The organism is Streptomyces sp. NPDC086549 (assembly GCF_044746205.1).
Taxonomy (GTDB): domain Bacteria; phylum Actinomycetota; class Actinomycetes; order Streptomycetales; family Streptomycetaceae; genus Streptomyces.
In genome coordinates this window covers 94,551-109,490 of record NZ_JBIVBS010000026.1, presented here as the reverse complement: position 1 = coordinate 109,490, position 14,940 = coordinate 94,551, and the positions used below count along the sequence as shown (strand labels likewise).

14 protein-coding genes are annotated in these 14,940 nt (G+C 69.7%); 6 read left to right on the top strand and 8 right to left on the bottom strand.

Annotation, left to right across the window (positions count from 1 at the left end; all coding sequences use genetic code 11):
* The 5 genes from ACIPSA_RS46145 to ACIPSA_RS46125 form a co-directional block, all read left to right on the top strand.
* The coding region (locus ACIPSA_RS46145; protein ID WP_402646961.1) for a pectinesterase family protein at positions 1 to 858 on the top strand (858 nt) is incomplete at its 5' end.
* Positions 859 to 860: 2 nt separating this feature from the next.
* On the top strand, positions 861 to 1,913 hold the full coding sequence (locus ACIPSA_RS46140; RefSeq protein WP_402646958.1) for a pectinesterase family protein: 1,053 nt from the start codon (positions 861 to 863) through the stop codon (positions 1,911 to 1,913).
* A 23-nt stretch (positions 1,914 to 1,936) separates the two neighbouring features.
* Positions 1,937 to 3,052 carry a chondroitinase-B domain-containing protein gene (locus tag ACIPSA_RS46135; protein WP_402646957.1) on the top strand — a complete coding sequence of 372 codons (1,116 nt, stop codon included), beginning with the start codon at positions 1,937 to 1,939 and terminating at the stop codon, positions 3,050 to 3,052.
* Positions 3,053 to 3,151: 99 nt separating this feature from the next.
* Positions 3,152 to 3,949: an HAD family acid phosphatase gene (locus tag ACIPSA_RS46130; RefSeq protein WP_402646954.1), complete on the top strand. Its 798-nt coding sequence runs from the start codon at positions 3,152 to 3,154 to the stop codon at positions 3,947 to 3,949.
* A 145-nt stretch (positions 3,950 to 4,094) separates the two neighbouring features.
* Positions 4,095 to 5,249 (top strand): right-handed parallel beta-helix repeat-containing protein, encoded by a 1,155-nt coding sequence (locus tag ACIPSA_RS46125; RefSeq protein WP_402646953.1) that lies wholly within the window; start codon positions 4,095 to 4,097, stop codon positions 5,247 to 5,249.
* Positions 5,250 to 5,487: 238 nt separating this feature from the next.
* Here ACIPSA_RS46125 and ACIPSA_RS46120 read toward each other — a convergent pair whose 3' ends face one another.
* The 3 genes from ACIPSA_RS46120 to ACIPSA_RS46110 all read right to left on the bottom strand — a co-directional run bounded on the left by ACIPSA_RS46120 (position 5,488) and on the right by ACIPSA_RS46110 (position 7,820).
* Positions 5,488 to 6,318 carry a pectate lyase gene (locus ACIPSA_RS46120; protein WP_402646952.1) on the bottom strand — a complete coding sequence of 277 codons (831 nt, stop codon included), beginning with the start codon at positions 6,316 to 6,318 and terminating at the stop codon, positions 5,488 to 5,490.
* An 84-nt stretch (positions 6,319 to 6,402) separates the two neighbouring features.
* A complete protein-coding gene (locus tag ACIPSA_RS46115) occupies positions 6,403 to 7,254 on the bottom strand; it encodes a hypothetical protein (RefSeq protein WP_402646951.1) in 852 nt (283 codons plus the stop codon).
* On the bottom strand, positions 7,251 to 7,820 hold the full coding sequence (locus tag ACIPSA_RS46110) for a SigE family RNA polymerase sigma factor (protein WP_402646949.1): 570 nt from the start codon (positions 7,818 to 7,820) through the stop codon (positions 7,251 to 7,253). Before ACIPSA_RS46110 ends, ACIPSA_RS46115 begins: the two co-directional genes overlap by 4 nt.
* Positions 7,821 to 8,058: 238 nt before the next feature.
* On the opposite strand from ACIPSA_RS46110, the gene ACIPSA_RS46105 reads away from it, so the two are divergent.
* Positions 8,059 to 9,510 (top strand): NCS2 family permease, encoded by a 1,452-nt coding sequence (locus ACIPSA_RS46105; protein WP_402646947.1) that lies wholly within the window; start codon positions 8,059 to 8,061, stop codon positions 9,508 to 9,510.
* Between the two features lie 70 nt (positions 9,511 to 9,580).
* On the opposite strand, the gene ACIPSA_RS46100 is transcribed toward ACIPSA_RS46105, so the two are convergent.
* From ACIPSA_RS46100 to ACIPSA_RS46080, 5 genes are all read right to left on the bottom strand, one after another.
* Positions 9,581 to 11,035, bottom strand: coding sequence for a peptidoglycan D,D-transpeptidase FtsI family protein (locus ACIPSA_RS46100; RefSeq protein WP_402646945.1), 1,455 nt, complete (start codon positions 11,033 to 11,035; stop codon positions 9,581 to 9,583).
* A gap of 54 nt (positions 11,036 to 11,089) precedes the next feature.
* Positions 11,090 to 11,761 carry a response regulator gene (locus ACIPSA_RS46095; protein ID WP_402646942.1) on the bottom strand — a complete coding sequence of 224 codons (672 nt, stop codon included), beginning with the start codon at positions 11,759 to 11,761 and terminating at the stop codon, positions 11,090 to 11,092.
* Positions 11,758 to 13,068 (bottom strand): sensor histidine kinase, encoded by a 1,311-nt coding sequence (locus tag ACIPSA_RS46090; RefSeq protein WP_402646939.1) that lies wholly within the window; start codon positions 13,066 to 13,068, stop codon positions 11,758 to 11,760. Before ACIPSA_RS46090 ends, ACIPSA_RS46095 begins: the two co-directional genes overlap by 4 nt.
* Complete coding sequence (locus ACIPSA_RS46085) at positions 13,065 to 14,030, bottom strand: hypothetical protein (protein WP_402646937.1); 966 nt, start codon at positions 14,028 to 14,030, stop codon at positions 13,065 to 13,067. The genes ACIPSA_RS46090 and ACIPSA_RS46085 overlap by 4 nt, the downstream gene beginning before the upstream one ends.
* 86 nt (positions 14,031 to 14,116) lie before the next feature.
* Positions 14,117 to 14,890, bottom strand: a complete 774-nt coding sequence (locus ACIPSA_RS46080) for an IclR family transcriptional regulator (RefSeq protein ID WP_316762132.1) — start codon at positions 14,888 to 14,890, stop codon at positions 14,117 to 14,119.
* Between the last annotated feature and the right edge of the window lie 50 nt (positions 14,891 to 14,940).

Below are 14,940 nucleotides of genomic sequence, written 5' to 3'. Positions count from 1 at the left end.
GCCTCAAGCGCTACGTCATCCGCGAGGTCTACCACCTGCTCCGACCCGCTCCACGGACAGCCTCCGGAGCGAGTTGACAACTATAGGAGCGTCAACGCGGCCGGCAGCCCCAAACCCGGCGGGGGCACGTACGGCACCACGGGATCCGCCACCACGACCGTGCAGGCGGACGGCTTCACGGCTCGCTGGATCACCTTCGCCAACGACTGGCTGCGCGCCGACCACCCGGAGATCACCGGCACCCAGGCGGTCGCCGTCAAGGTGCAGGGCGACCGGAGCACCTTCACGCACTGCCGGTTCCTCGGCCACCAGGACACCCTCTACGCCGACTCGATCGCGCTCGGCGTCTTCGCCCGCCAGTACTACCGCGACTGCTATGTCGAGGGCGACGTCGACTTCGTCTTCGGCCGGGCGACGGCGGTCTACGAGCGGTGCCACTTCCGCACCCTGAACCGCACCGACCTGGCCACGGCACCGTACGGCTTCGTCCTCGCCCCCTCCACGGCGGTCGCCAACCCGCGGGGTTACCTCGTCACCCGGAGCCGGATCAGCAGCGAGGCCCCGGACGCCTTCTACAAGCTGGCCCGCCCCTGGGTACCCGGCTCCGACCCCACCGCCCGCCCGATGCTCACCGTCCGGGACACCTGGCTCGGCCCCGGCATCGATCCGGTCGCGCCCTACACCGACATGTCGGCCGGTCATCCGTGGCAGAGCCAGCGGTTCGCCGAGTACCGCAACACGGGTCCGGGCGCCGGGATCACCGTCCCGGAGAACCGGCCCCAGCTCACCGACGAACAGGCCGGTTCGGCGATCCGCGAGGCCTACCTCGGCGACTGGACCCCGTGGAAGGAGTGCTGACGATGCGCAGACGCACCCTCCTCGCCGGTGGCGCCGGGGCCTTGGCCGCCGGGGCCCCGGGCGCCGCCGGTGCCGGCCCCGCCCTCGCCCGCGACCGCCGTGTCCTGCACGTTCGGCCCGGTGGGTCGGTGCAGGCGGCGGTGGACGCGGTGGACGGTCCGGGACGGACGATCGTCGTGCATCCGGGAACGTACCGCGAAGTCGTCAACGTCCCGGTCGGCAAGGTGGAGTTGACCTTGCGGGGAGCCACCCGTGACCCCCGTGCCGTCGTCATCGTCCACGACAACGCCAACGGGACGCAGAAGCCCGACGGTTCGGGCACCTACGGCACGGCGGGCTCCGCCACCTTCACCTCGGCCGCCGCCGGGCTGACCGTGCGCGACCTGACCCTCGCCAACGACTGGCTGCGCGCGGACCACCCGGAGATCACCGGCACCCAGGCGGTCGCCGCCTGTGTCACCGGGGACCGCTCGCACTTCGAGAACGTCCGGCTGCTGGCCCACCAGGACACGCTCTTCGCGGACACGACCGCGCTGGGCGCCTTCGACCGGCAGTACTTCCACCACTGCTACATCGAGGGCGACGTCGACTTCGTCTTCGGCCGGGCCACCGCCGTCTTCGAGCACTGCCACTTCCACACGCTGCAACGGGACGTCCCCTTCACCCCCAAGGGCATGGTCTTCGCCCCGTCCACGGCCCGTGCCAACCCGCACGGGATCCTCGCGGTCCGCTCCCGGATCACCTCCGGCGCACAGGACGGGGCGTACAAGCTGGCCCGGCCGTGGGTGCCGTCGTACGAGACGACGGCCTGGCCGTCCCTCGTCGTCCGGGACACCCGGATCGGGCCCGGCGTCGACCCGGCCGCGCCCTACACGAACATGCGGGACGCCTACCCCTGGCAGTCCATGCGTTTTCGCGAGTACCGCAACACCGGGCCGGGCGCGGTGATCACCGTCCCCGACAACCGGCCCCAGCTCACCGACGCCGAGTCGGCACTGCACACCCCCGCGGCCTACCTCGGCGACTGGCACCCCCGACCCATCCGCCCGCTCTGAACCGACGAAAGGACCCGCACGTCATGCGTCGTATCAAGAGCACCGTCACCGCACTCTCGGTCGCCGCCGCGTCCGTCGTGCTCGGTCTGGCCGCCACTGAGGCGCACGCCGCGACCGTGGTGGTCAGCAACTCGACCGACCTGTCCAATGCCATCAAGAACGCCACCGCCGGCACCGTCATCCAGGTCCGCGGCGGCACCTACTACCCGACGGCCACGCTCCAGTCGACGGCCAACGGCACCTCGTCCTCGCCCGTCACGCTCACCGCGTACGGCTCGGAGACGGTGAAGATCGACGGCTCGTCGCTGCCCTCCGGGGACTGGATCTTCAAGCTCACCGCGGACTACTGGAACGTCTCCAACCTCACCTTCCAGAACTCCCCGGACAGCGCCGTCGTCTGCCAGTCCTGCACCGGCACCAACTGGAACAACATCAAGACCGTCAACGGCGGTGACTCCGGCTTCACGCTCACCGGCGACGGCACCGTGAACAACACGGTCAGGAACATCGACTCGTACGGCAACTACGACGCCGCGAACCACGGTGAGAACGCCGACGGGATCGCCATCAAGTACGGCTCAGGCACCGGGAACCTGGTCACCGGAGCCCGCCTCTACAACAACTCGGACGACGGGATCGACTTCTGGTCCTTCTCCTCGCCCGTCACCGTCGAGCACACCTGGTCCTTCGGCAACGGCGTCAACCGCTGGTCCGACTCGGCCTTCGCGGGCGACGGCAACGGCTACAAGCTGGGCGGCGACGGCGAGGTCGTCGCGCACGTCGTCAACAACTCGGCCGCCTGGGGCAACGCCGGCAACGGCTTCACCGAGAACTCCAACACCGGTGCCATCGTCATCAACCGCACCACCGCCTACGCCAACGGCAACCGGGGCTACTACTTCGCCACCAGCGCCGCCCGCCTCGGCAAGAACCTCGCGGTGAGCAACGGCAGCGGCCCGGTCACCAAGGGCTCCTCGGTGGTCTCCGCCGGCAACAACTGGGACTCTGGCATCGCCACCCCGTCCTTCGTCTCCACCGACGCGTCCACGACGTACAACTCCCGTAAGTCGGACGGCTCCCTGCCGACGACGACGTTCCTGACGACGGGCAGTACGACCATCGGGGCGACCATGAACTGAGCCGGAAGGGTGAGGTGAGGCCCGTGTCACCTGCTGGCTTGATATCGATCAGGCAACGGGCCTCGCGCTCACCAGGGCGACGCGCGTAGAACCTTTGTCATGCATAAATCACTGCGTCTCGCGGCGATCACCGCCGCCTGTGCCGTCGTCGGCGGCGCCCTGTACGGGGCCGGCGCGGCCACCGCTCACCAGTCGACGGCGAACTCCACCCACGAGCCCTACAACATCGGGCAGTTGGTGAAGGACATCGACACGTACTACGGCACCACCGCCGACAGCAACGGTGTGTACCAGGCGTCCCCGGACAGCCCCTACGCCAAGGACCTGGCGAACCTCGACGCCGCCGCCAAGCGGTACATCGACCGCGCCGCACGCAAGGCGCACCACTGGGGCGAGAAGCCCGCGGTGGTCTTCGACATCGACGACACGCTGCTGCTCAGCCTCGACTACGAGAAGCGCTACAACTACACGTACAACTCGACCACCTGGGCCGACTACGTGAACAAGGCCGACCGTCCGGCCGTCTTCGGCAGCCCCGAGCTGGTCCAGTACGCCGAGTCCAAGGGCGTCGAGGTCTTCTACAACTCGGGCCTGTCCGAGGCGCAGCGCACCGCCGCGGTCGCGAACCTGAAGAAGATCGGTGCCGATGTGAACCTCGACACCGACCACATGTTCCTCAAGGACAAGGCCAACCCGCCGGCCTACCTGAGCGCCTGCGCCACCCCGGGCACCTGGACCTGCACGACCGTGCAGTACAAGTCCGGCACCCGCAAGCACATCGAGGACGACCTCGGGTACGAGATCATCGCCAACTTCGGCGACCAGTACTCCGACCTGGACGGCGGCTACGCCGACCAGACGTACAAGATCCCGAACCCGACCTACTTCGTGAGCTAGTACTCGGGACGGTCGAACAGGACCGTCCCCGCCGGGTCCATGATCCGAGCGGGGACGGTCCTGCTTTTTTGTCCGGACGCGGCAACCTCTTCCGGCCACGGCGGCAACTGGAATGCGTCCCAACTCCCTAGGAAAGGAACGCCCAGTGCGGCACAGCACCGGACGCCACCGCAGGACGCGCACCCTCTCGATCGCTGCGGCGGTGGCCGTCTCCGCCGGGGCCGGCGGCGTCTACCTCGGCCTGTCGAACAGCGGTGCCCAGGCCGCCACCACGACGGTCACCGTGTCCAGCACGGCCCAGCTGGAGTCGGCCGTGAGGAACGCGACCGCCGGTACCGTCATCCAGGTCCGCGGTGGGACCTACTACCCGGCGGCCACCCTCAAGTCCACGGCCGGCGGCACGAGTTCCAACCGCATCACCCTTGAGGCCTACGGCAGTGAGAAGGTGAGGATCGACGGCTCCAAGCTGCCCGCCGGCTCCTGGCTCGCCGGGATCTACGGCAGCTACTGGACCGTGCAGAACCTCACCTTCCAGAAGTCCCCGGCCCAGGGCTTCGTGGTCACCTCCTCCACCGGCGGTGTCTTCAAGAACCTGGTGACCGCGAACAACGGTGACTCGGGCTTCACCCTGCGCGGCGACAACACCGTGAACAACCTCGTCCAGAACCTCGACAGTTACGGCAACTACGACGCCTCCGGGCACGGCCAGAACGCCGACGGCATCGCCATCAAGTTCGGGTCCGGGACCGGGAACAAGGTGACGGGCGCCCGTCTCTACAACAATTCGGACGACGGCCTCGACCTCTGGCAGTTCTCCTCGCCGGTCACCATCGAGCACTCCTGGGCCTTCGGCAACGGCAAGAACCGCTGGAACGACTCGGCCTTCGAGGGCAACGGCAACGGGTTCAAGCTGGGCGGCGGAGGCGTCGCGGTCGCGCACGTCGTCAACGACAACGCGGCCTGGGACAACACCCTCAACGGCTTCACCGAGAACTCCAACACCGGCGCGATCGTGCTGAACCGCAACACCGCCTATGCCAACACCGAGGCCGGCTTCTACTTCGCCACGGGCAAGGCGCGGCTCGCCCGCAACCTCGCCGTGAGCGACAAGGGCGGCCTGGACAAGCTCGGTCCGTCCACCGTCTCCGCCGCGAACAACTGGGACAGCGGCGTCAGCACCCCGTCCTTCAAGTCGACGGACGCGGCCACGGCGTACGGCACCCGTGGCGCGGACGGCTCGCTGCCCGCGACCACCTTCCTGACCTCGGGCTCGACCACCATCGGCGCGACGATGAACTAGGACGGATTCCGGCGCGGCGCACCCGCGCGAACGCCCCCGCCGGTCGTCACCGGCGGGGGCGTCCGTCTGCCGGCCGAGGGGGGCTCTGGCCGGCGTGCTGGCCGAGGGGGGCTCAGGCCAGCAGATCACGCACTAGAAGGGACGCTGAAAATGGAGGTGTGGTTGTTTCCCCGGTCACCTCGACCCGCAGCGTGCGCGCGGCCGCGGTCTGCGCTTTGCGTCATGGCTGAACGATCACTCACTGGTACGTGATGTCCGACGCGGAGAAGAGGCAGGAGATTCCGTCGGGGCCGGTGCCCAGTTCCGTGGGCTCCTTGCCGGTGTTGTTGCCCTTGAAGCGGACGCAGGTCTTGACCTTCTTCTTGGTGTCGCCGTGGATGCGGATCTTGCGCAGCGACGCCGTGTCCCCGAAGTTGGAGTTGACGCCGACGATCGCCTTGAGGGGCGCGGTGACGTCCACGTCGTTGATGATGACCGTCCGCTTGAACTGCTTCTTGCAGTTGCCGCAGGAGCGCACCAGCTTGCCGGAGTTCTCCACCTGGAACTTGCTGACCACGAGCTTGCCCGCGCCGTTGAACTGCAGCACCTTGTCGTCGGCGTTCTTCGCGCCGCCGCCGTAGACCGTGTACACGGCCGAGGCGGACGTGCCCTTGAAGGTGGCGGCGTCCTCGCCGACGTCCAGCCACCACACGTTCTGCAGCGTGCAGCTGCCCAGGCAGTGCACGCCGTCGGCGGCCGGGGTGCCGATGATGACGTTCTTCAGGGTCGCGCCGTCGGCGAGCTCGAAGATCGGGCCCTGGTTCTCGTCCTGGCTGTCGGTGCCCAGGGCGCCCGAGCCGACGAACTTGGTGAGCTTGCCGTCGTAGGTGCCCGACACCTCGATCGTCTTCGACACGGCCTTGCTGCCCTTGGCCGTCGGCCAGGTGGTCGCTGCGCCCGCGGTGGACAGCAGTGTCGTAGTGACGATCGCGGCGCCGGTGATGCCGAGGGCGGCGGAACCGGCGATCAGCGCCCGTCGCTTCGTGACCCGGCGGCGGTGGCGGACGCGCTGTTCAGCTCGTGCAGTCATGCCCATTCCTTGCGTGGGAGAGGAACCTTGCGCTTCCTGGTCGCCACCGGTGGGGAAAGGGTTGCCGCGTCTCCGGGATCTTTTTTACGAGTCGCCGGCGGTGGTGTCGTGCGCCGCGAAGTCCCCGGTCACGGCGTACTGTTTGCCGCCCGCGCCGCCCGTGATGGTGTAGCGGTCGTCCTTGGCGTCCCGGCCGCCGCGCTCGTGGTTGTACTGCCCCGCGAACACCCACTCACCCACCGCGACCTTGCGGCCCTCCTTCAGCGTCCACGTGTAGACCAGGAAGCCGTCCTTCTCGGTCACCGTCTGCGTGAAGTCGGTCTCCGGCAGCGAGCGCCAGGCGCCGGCCGAGGACACCCCTCCGGTCTGCGCGACCTTCAACTGCACGGTGAGCGCGGTCAGCTGCCGCGAGACCTTCAGGGTCACATTGCTCTGTGCCCAGAAGTCGTTGCTGTGCGGGTCCACCGAGCCGTCCGACCACAGCGGCCCGTCCTGTTCGCCCTGGGGGGTGGGCGCCTGGGCCGAGGCCGAGGACTTGGGGGTAGGCGTGCGGGAGGAACTCGGCGTGCGGGACGGGTGCGTGGCGCCGGAGCTGGGCGGCGGAGCCGCCGAGTGGACCGGAGGCCGCATCGTCGCGTCGGGCGACGATGTGGGCGTCGGCGACACCGCGACCGTCTGCTGCGGAGGTTTGTCCTCCTTCACCGCGGACGCCACCGCGTACCCGCCGATCGCGAGGACCCCGGCGACCGCGGCCGTGGCGCTGACCACCCGCACCCAGCCGAACACGGGCGGACGCGTCGCGCGGTGGTCGGGGCGGGCCTTGGCGGCCATGCCCCGTTCGACCCGGGCAAGGATGCGCGCGCGGTCGGGTTCGTGCGCCTCGGCCGCCTCGTGCAGCCGGGCGCGCAGCTCGTCGTGCACGTCCTGCTGCCTCATCGGTTCCTTCCTCCGCTCTCGCCGCCACGCGCCGCCATCGCCGCGTGCACCTTATGCGGAACGCCCTGGGTGCCGAGCACCTTCTTCAGCTCGGCGATTCCCTTGGACGTCTGGCTCTTAACCGTACCCACCGAGATCCCGAGGGCGAGGGCGGTGTCTTTCTCCGACAGGTCGAACGCGTGCCGAAGCACCACACACGCCCGTTTCCGGAAGGGCAGCTGGCGTAGCGCGGACTGCACGTCCACCACGCCCGCCACGTCGGGGTTCTCGGTCTTCTCCTCGCGGTGCGACCAGAACAGCGCGATCCGGCGGCGCTCGCGCACCGCGCTGCGGATGCGGGTGCGGGCCAGGTTGGCGACGACGCCGCGCGCGTACGCCACGGGATGGTCGGCCGCGCGCACCCGGTCCCAGCGGTGCCACAGCGCGAGCAGCGCGTCCGCGGCCAGATCGTCGGCGGCGTCCGCCTCGCCGGTCAGCAGGTGGGCGAGACGCGAGAGTTCGGCGTAGTGGCGTTCGAAGAAGGCATGGAACTCCACGGAGGCGGCGTCGTCGACGACTGTGCCCACGGGTGACCTCTTCTGTCTGTGCGTGTCATGTGAATGACATGTGAACGGCCGGAGGGTGCCCGGACGAGATCGGGAAGCGTAGCAGTGATCATTTTGCCGTCTTCGTACGGGGTCTCGGACAAGGTGTGGCAGGCCGAACCCGATTCCGTAACACGGTGAAAACCTGAAACGGGTTCAACGGGGGAACAATCCAGCCAGCATCCGCGCACCGATCGCTCACGTAACGAGGAGTACGACCATGTCCGAGACAGAGAAGGCGGCCGACCGGCCAAGTCTCGCGCCACCGGCGGTGAACAGCGTCGACCGGTACTTCAGGATCTCCGAACGAGGGTCCACCTTCGGCCGGGAGATACGCGGCGGCTTCGCCACGTTCTTCACCATGGCGTACATCCTTGTCCTGAATCCCATCATCCTGGGCAGCGCCAAGGACAAGTTCGGCCACACGCTCGACACCGGCCAACTGGTCACCGCCACCGCGCTGGTGGCCTGTGTGATGACGATCATCATGGGCGTCGGCGGCAACCTCCCGCTCGCCATCGCCGCCGGCCTCGGCCTCAACGCCGTCGTGGCCTTCCAGTTGGCGCCGCTGATGAGCTGGGCCGACGCCATGGGCCTGGTCGTCCTCGAAGGCCTCCTGATCTGCGTCCTGGTCCTCACCGGACTCCGGGAAGCGATCATGAACGCCATCCCGCAACAGCTCAAGCAGGCCATCGGCGTCGGCATCGGCCTGTTCATCGCGTTCATCGGCTTCGTCGACGCCGGGTTCGTCAGCCGCATCCCGGACGTCGCGAACACCACCGTGCCGGTGCAGCTCGGTGCCGTCGGCCGGCTCACCGGCTGGCCCGTCCTGGTCTTCTGTCTCGGCGTGCTGCTGACGATCGCGCTGATCGCGCGCAAGGTGAAGGGCGCGATCCTCATCAGCATCGTCACCATGACCGTCGTCGCGATCGTCATCAACGCCGTCGCCGACATCAAGAGCTGGGGTCTGACCACCCCGAAGGTGCCCGACAAGATCGTCGACAGCCCCGACTTCGGACTCGTCGGTCACTTCAGCCTGTTCGGCGGCTTCGCCAAGGCCGGTGTGCTCACCGCGATCCTGCTGGTCTTCACCCTGATCCTGTCGGACTTCTTCGACGCCATGGGCACCATCGTCGGCATCAGCGCCGAGGCCGGACTGCTCGACGAGAAGGGGCAGGTGCCGGGCATCGGCCGCGTCCTGTTCATCGACGGCGCCGCCGCGGTCGCGGGCGGAGTGGGTTCCGCCTCCTCCAACACCGCCTATATCGAGTCCGCGGCCGGCGTCGGCGAGGGCGCCCGCACCGGCTTCGCCAACCTGATCACCGGCGGCCTCTTCGGCCTCGCGCTCTTCCTCACCCCGCTGCTGACCATCGTCCCGCTCCAGGCCGCGGCGCCCGCGCTGATCGCGGTCGGCTTCCTGATGATGACCCACGTCAAGCACATCGACTGGGACAAGTACGAGATCGCGATCCCGGCGTTTCTGACCATCGCCGCGATGCCGTTCACGTATTCGATCACCGACGGCATCGGTGCGGGCTTCCTCTCCTACGTCGTCATCAAGACGGTGCTTGGCAAGGCGAAGGAGGTCAACTGGCTGCTGTGGTGTGTCTCGGCGCTGTTCCTGGTGTACTTCGCGATCGATCCGGTGGAGCAGGTTCTCGGTGTGAAGTGAGGGACGCTGCGCGATCGGCCGCGGGTTGTCGGTGGCTGATCGCGCAGTTCCCCGCGCCCCTACGGGGCGCTTACTTCAGCGCCGCTTGCATCATCGCCTTGGCCACCGGGGCTGCCAAGCCGTTGCCGCTGACCTCCGACCGCGCCGCGTCCGACTGTTCCACCATCGCTGCCACGGCAACCTCCTTGCCGCTGCTGTCGGACTTGCCGTACGAGGTGAACCAGGCGTACGGCGTCTTGCTGTTGTTCTCGCCGTGCTGGGCGGTACCGGTCTTGCCGCCCACGGTCACGCCGTCGATCAGCGCGTTCGTACCGGTGCCGTCCTTCACCACCGTCTCCATCGCCGACCGCAACTGCTCGGCGGTGGAGGAGCTGACGATCTCCTTGCTGTCCGTGCTGTCGTCGTAGTTCTTCAGCACATCGCCGCCGCTGTCGGTGATCTGCGAAACCATGTGCGGCGAGACCAATTTGCCGTCGTTGGCCATGACCGCCGACACCATGGCCATCTGGAGAGGGGTCGCCGTGACGTCGAACTGGCCGATGCCCGACAGGGCCGTCTGCGCCTTGTCCATGCCCGACGGGTACACGCTCGCCCAGGCGCGCACCGGCACGTCCTGTTCGTCGTCGTCGAAGCCGAACTTCTCGGCCATCGCCTTCACCTTGTCCTGGCCGAGGTCGACGGCCATCTTGCCGAAGACGTTGTTGCAGGAGTACCGCAGGGCGGTGCGGATCGAGGCGTTCTCACAGGGCGCCGACTTGTTCTCGTTGGCGAGTTCCCGGGTCGTGCCCGGCAGCGTGTACGGGTCGGGGCTGTCGGTGTGCTTGTCCACGTTCTCGTACAGCCCGTCCTCCAGCGCGGCCGCCGCCACGACCAGCTTGAACGTCGAGCCCGGCGGCAGCGGCTGGCGCAGCGCGCGGTTGGTCAGCGGCTTGTCCGAGTCGGCGTTGAGCTGCTTCCAGGCGGCCCCCGCGGTGTTGGCGTCGGTGAGCGCCGTGGGGTCGTACGACGGGGTCGACACCACCGCGAGGATCTTCCCGGTCTTCGGGTCGATCGCGACGGCCGCGCCCTTGTTGCCGCCCAGCGCACGGTAGGCCGCCTTCTGCACGTCCGGATCGATCGTCGTGACCACGTTGCCCGGGGCGGCGCGCTCGCCGGTGACCGTGTCCATGACGGTCTTCAGCTGGTTGTCCGTGCCGTTGAGCAGGTTCTTGTAGATGCCCTCCAGCTGGGTCGGGGCGTAGGCCTGTGAGGCGTAGCCCGTGACCGCCGCGTACAGCTTGCCGTTCTTGTACGTCCGCTTGTACGCGAGGTCGCCGCCCTTCGTCCGCGCCGAGCCGGTGACGGAGTCGCCGGCCACGATGATGTTCCCGAGCGGCTCCGCGTACGTCTCGATCGCGTTGCGCCGGTTGTCCTTGTCGTCCGCGAGGGCCTGGCCGTCGTAGTACTGCACCCAGGTCGCCCTGACCAGCAGAGCGAACACGAGCAGCAGCGTGAAGACGGACGCCCGCCTGATCGTCTTGTTCATCCCGGACAGAAGACGAGCGCAACGGGGGCAGTCGTTCCCGTACGCCCGCTTTTCTCATCGCGGGTTCATGAAGCCCGCCTCGTACGCGGCGATCACCGCCTGTGTCCGGTCCCGTGTGCCGGTCTTGGCCAGGACCGCCGCGACGTGTGTCTTCACGGTGGCGGGGCCGACCTCCATGTGCCGGGCGATCTCGGCGTTGGTGAGCCCCGCGGCCATGTGCCGCAGCACCTCGCTCTCCCGTCCCGTGAGCCTCGCCACCCAGGCCGGAGGCGCCGGACACACGCGCGCGTGCTCCGCGGCCAGCCCCCGCACGGCCGACGGGAACAGCAGGCTGTCGGTGCGCGCCACCAGTCGTACCGCCTGCACCAGCGCGTCGGCTTCGGCCCGCTTGAGCAGGAACCCGGAGGCTCCGGCGCGCAGCGCGTCGTACACGTAGGAGTCGTTCTCGAAGGTGGTCACGACGACAATCCGCGGAGCATCGTCGAGCGTGGTCAGGATCTGCTCGGTGGCCCGGATGCCGTCGACCTCCGGCATGCGTACGTCCATGAGGACGACGTCGGGCCGCAGCTCCCGTACGACCGACACGGCCTCGGCCCCGGTCGCCGCCTCACCGACCACCTCCATGTCGGGCTCGGCGGAGAGAATGGCGCGCAGGGCCGTGCGGACCATGCGCTCGTCGTCGGCGAGGACGACCCGGATCGCCCGGATCGCCGGCGGATGGGTCATGCGGGTCCCTTCATCGGCAGTCGTACGTGCAGCCGCCACATCCCCTCGGCCGGGCCGGCCGTAACCGTGTCGGCCGTCACCGTGCCGGCCGTCACCGTGCCACCCGTCACCGTGCCGGCCGTCACCGTGCCGCCCAGGAGACGGACCCGGTCGGCGATGCCGCGCAGTCCGTGGCCGCCTCCGGGCCGCGAGGGGCAGGGGCCGCTCAGCGGGTTCTCCACAGTGATCGCCAGGTGCCCGTCGGCGGCCTCAATCCGCAGGGCGGCCTCGACCCGCGCGCCCGCGTGCTTGAGGACGTTGCTCAGGCCTTCCTGCACGATGCGGTAGGCCTCGCGGGAGAGCGGCGGCGGAAGCGTCGCCGGGTCGGCCGTGACGGTGGCCGTGACGCGCTGCCCGCCCGCCCGGGTGCGCCGCAGCAGCCCGTCCAGGTCGGCCGCGAGGGTCGGCGCGGGTGCCGTGCCGGGCGCGTCGCCGTCCCGCAGCACGCCGAGCACCGCGTCGAGTTCGCCCACCGTGCGCCGGGTGGTGTCCTCGATGGCGGCGAGGGCCTCGCGGACGAACTCCGGGTCGCTGTCGAGGACCCGGCGGGCCGCGCTCGCCTGCAGGGTGACCGCGCTCAGGGCGTGGCCGACGGAGTCGTGCAGCTCGCGGGCGAGCCGGTTGCGTACGGCGAGATCGGCGGCGCGCGCCTCGGCCGCCGCGAGCCGGTCCTCGGGGGTGGGCCCGAGCAGTGCGGGCGCCCAGCGGGCGAGGAGCGCGCCGCACCCGGCCGCGCACCCGGCGAGCGCGAGCAGCATGGCGACACCGGCGACCGGCGCGAGCGCCAACGCCCAGGTGTGGTCGAGTACTTCGGGCAGTGCGAGCCGTGTGTCGCGCAGCCACGAGAAGAGCGGCAGCACGATCAGCACCACCGCGAACGGCGGCACGGCGAGGGACATCCCCGAGATGATCCCGCCGAACCCCAGGTGCAGCGTGAACCAGGCCGCCGTCCGCCCCCTCGCGGCCCGGGTCCGGGCGGGACCGTGGGCCAGCGCGTCCGGGGGCACGCCGCACAGGGCGCGGACGGCACCCGCCTCCAGCGGGCGGGTCGGCGGAAACAGGGAGGTGACCGCGGCGATCGGCAACCCCACGGCGAAGGAGCCCAGTTGGACGGGCAGGTCGCCCCAGAAGCGGTCCGAGCCGAGGAGCGGCCCGACGACCACCTCGCCGACGAAGACGTACGGCATGGCGAGCGCGCCGCCCAGGATCAGATGGATCCAGCGGCGGCGCGCCGTGCGGCCGAACAGCGGCCGGGCGAGCGTCCTCACCGCGCGGGCCGCTTCGGGGCCCGGGCGGACCGCTCGGCGAAGAACCGGGCGCCGAGGACCGCGACGAGGATGCCGGTGATCGTCTGGCCGGCGTAGGCGAGGTTCTGCAGCTGTGTCGGGCCGTCGGCGCTGTCGTCCACCCCGGCGAGCGGGGTCAGTGACAGCCAGGCGCCCCAGCAGGCCGCCGCCCCTGAGCCGACCCAGGCCAGGGCGAGCGGCACGGTGACCGGCAGCGGGCGGCCGCGGCGGAAGGCGAGCTGCCAGGCGCCGGTGACGGCGGCGGCCAGGAAGCCGAGGAACACCACCTCCATCAGCCGGTTGCCGCCGGCCCGTCCGGTAGTGAACCCGCAGGCCCACAGCAGCCGGAGCGTCCCCGGAACCAGCGCGAGCACGGCCGCTGTCACGGCGGTGGCCCGCTGCGCGGCCGGCGCGCTCCGCGCGGGCAGCTCCCGCACCCGCCCCTGCCACAGGTGTCCCCACCGCTCGCGGGCATACCCGACGAAGAGCGCCCCCAGAGCGAGCCCCTGCACGATGAACCCCCCATACACGACCCCGAACACCCACCCGTCGAGGAACGGCCGGTCGTCCCCGCTGTTCGTACCCCCGTGGACGACCATCTGCAGCGGAAATCCCACCATGATCGGCGCGAGAAGTCCCGTGGCGACCCACATCGGCGCCGCGAGCAGCCAGGAGGGCACCCGTCGTCCCCACTGCTGGGTCAGCAACAGCGCCAGCACGATGACAGCCGCGTCCATCAGCACGGTGAGCCCGTTGGCGACCACCATGGTCACCCGGTGCTTCAGCAACGGACTCCCGTCCGGGATGCCGAGGTGACTCCCGGCGATCCAGGCGAGCTTGAGGCACAGATACGGCAGACAGGCGACGATGGCCACGAGCCGCAACAGGCGGCGGCGGGGGCCGGTGGCAACGAGGGCCGGGGCGGGCGCGGTCGATGAGGTCATGCCTCAACGCTCCCGCGCCGCCCGGCGGGTTCACCTCCTGCACGACGACGATCCGCCTCCGCCGCGCGGGGGAGACGCCGTCCTGCTCACAGCCTCCGCGTCGCCAGCGTCAGCCGGTCCCGCGCGTCGAACAGGGCGTCCTTGATCATCTGCTCGTGGGCGGGGGTCAGCCGGGCCACCGGTACCGAGCAGCTGATGGCGTCGCGGGCCGGGGTGCGGTAGGGGATCGCGACGCCGAAGCAGCGCAGCCCCAGCGTGTTCTCCTCGCGGTCGACGGCGAAGCCCTGCTCGCGGACCTGGTGCAGCTCCTCGATGAGCTTCTCCCGGTCGGTGATGGTGTGCTCGGTCAGCGCCGGGAGGGTCTCCGGCAGCAGTTTGCGGACCTGTTCGTCGGTGTGGGTGGCGAGCAGCGCCTTGCCGAGGGACGTGGAGTGGGCGGGCAGCCGGCGGCCGACGCGCGTGAACGGACGCAGGTAGTGCTGGGACTGGCGGGTGGCCAGGTACACGACGTTCGTGCCGTCCAGGCGGGCCAGGTGGATGGTCTCCGTGGTGTCGTCGGAGAGACGGTCCAGCGTGGGCCGGGCCGCCGCGACCACCTCGTCGCCGTCGATGTAGGAGGTGCCGACGAGCAGCGCCCGCACCCCGATGCCGTACCGGGTGCCCGTCGCGTCCGTCTCCACCCAGCCCAGCTCCACCAGCGTGCGCAGCAGCATGTACAGACTGGACTTGGGATAACCGACAGCCTCCTGGACCGCCGCGAGGGAGTGCATACCGGGCCGGCCGGCGAAGTATTCGAGCAATTCAACGGTCCGCACCGCGGACTTGACCTGCGCCCCGCCGCCTGTCTCGCCTGCCGACATCGCCCTTGACCCCTTCGTTCGACGAGAAGCTGGAGATATAGTCTCCGACA

What these genes read in the sequence shown, in the direction of transcription:
- ACIPSA_RS46105 (WP_402646947.1), top strand. Translation starts at nt 8,059, where the DNA reads ATGTCCGAGACAGAGAAGGCGGCCGACCGGCCAAGTCTCGCGCCACCG.
- ACIPSA_RS46095 (WP_402646942.1), bottom strand. Translation starts at nt 11,761, where the DNA reads ATGACCCATCCGCCGGCGATCCGGGCGATCCGGGTCGTCCTCGCCGAC.
- ACIPSA_RS46140 (WP_402646958.1), top strand. Translation starts at nt 861, where the DNA reads ATGCGCAGACGCACCCTCCTCGCCGGTGGCGCCGGGGCCTTGGCCGCC.
- ACIPSA_RS46135 (WP_402646957.1), top strand. Translation starts at nt 1,937, where the DNA reads ATGCGTCGTATCAAGAGCACCGTCACCGCACTCTCGGTCGCCGCCGCG.
- ACIPSA_RS46130 (WP_402646954.1), top strand. Translation starts at nt 3,152, where the DNA reads ATGCATAAATCACTGCGTCTCGCGGCGATCACCGCCGCCTGTGCCGTC.
- ACIPSA_RS46080 (WP_316762132.1), bottom strand. Translation starts at nt 14,890, where the DNA reads ATGTCGGCAGGCGAGACAGGCGGCGGGGCGCAGGTCAAGTCCGCGGTG.
- ACIPSA_RS46120 (WP_402646952.1), bottom strand. Translation starts at nt 6,318, where the DNA reads ATGACTGCACGAGCTGAACAGCGCGTCCGCCACCGCCGCCGGGTCACG.
- ACIPSA_RS46100 (WP_402646945.1), bottom strand. Translation starts at nt 11,035, where the DNA reads ATGAACAAGACGATCAGGCGGGCGTCCGTCTTCACGCTGCTGCTCGTG.
- ACIPSA_RS46115 (WP_402646951.1), bottom strand. Translation starts at nt 7,254, where the DNA reads ATGAGGCAGCAGGACGTGCACGACGAGCTGCGCGCCCGGCTGCACGAG.
- ACIPSA_RS46085 (WP_402646937.1), bottom strand. Translation starts at nt 14,030, where the DNA reads ATGACCTCATCGACCGCGCCCGCCCCGGCCCTCGTTGCCACCGGCCCC.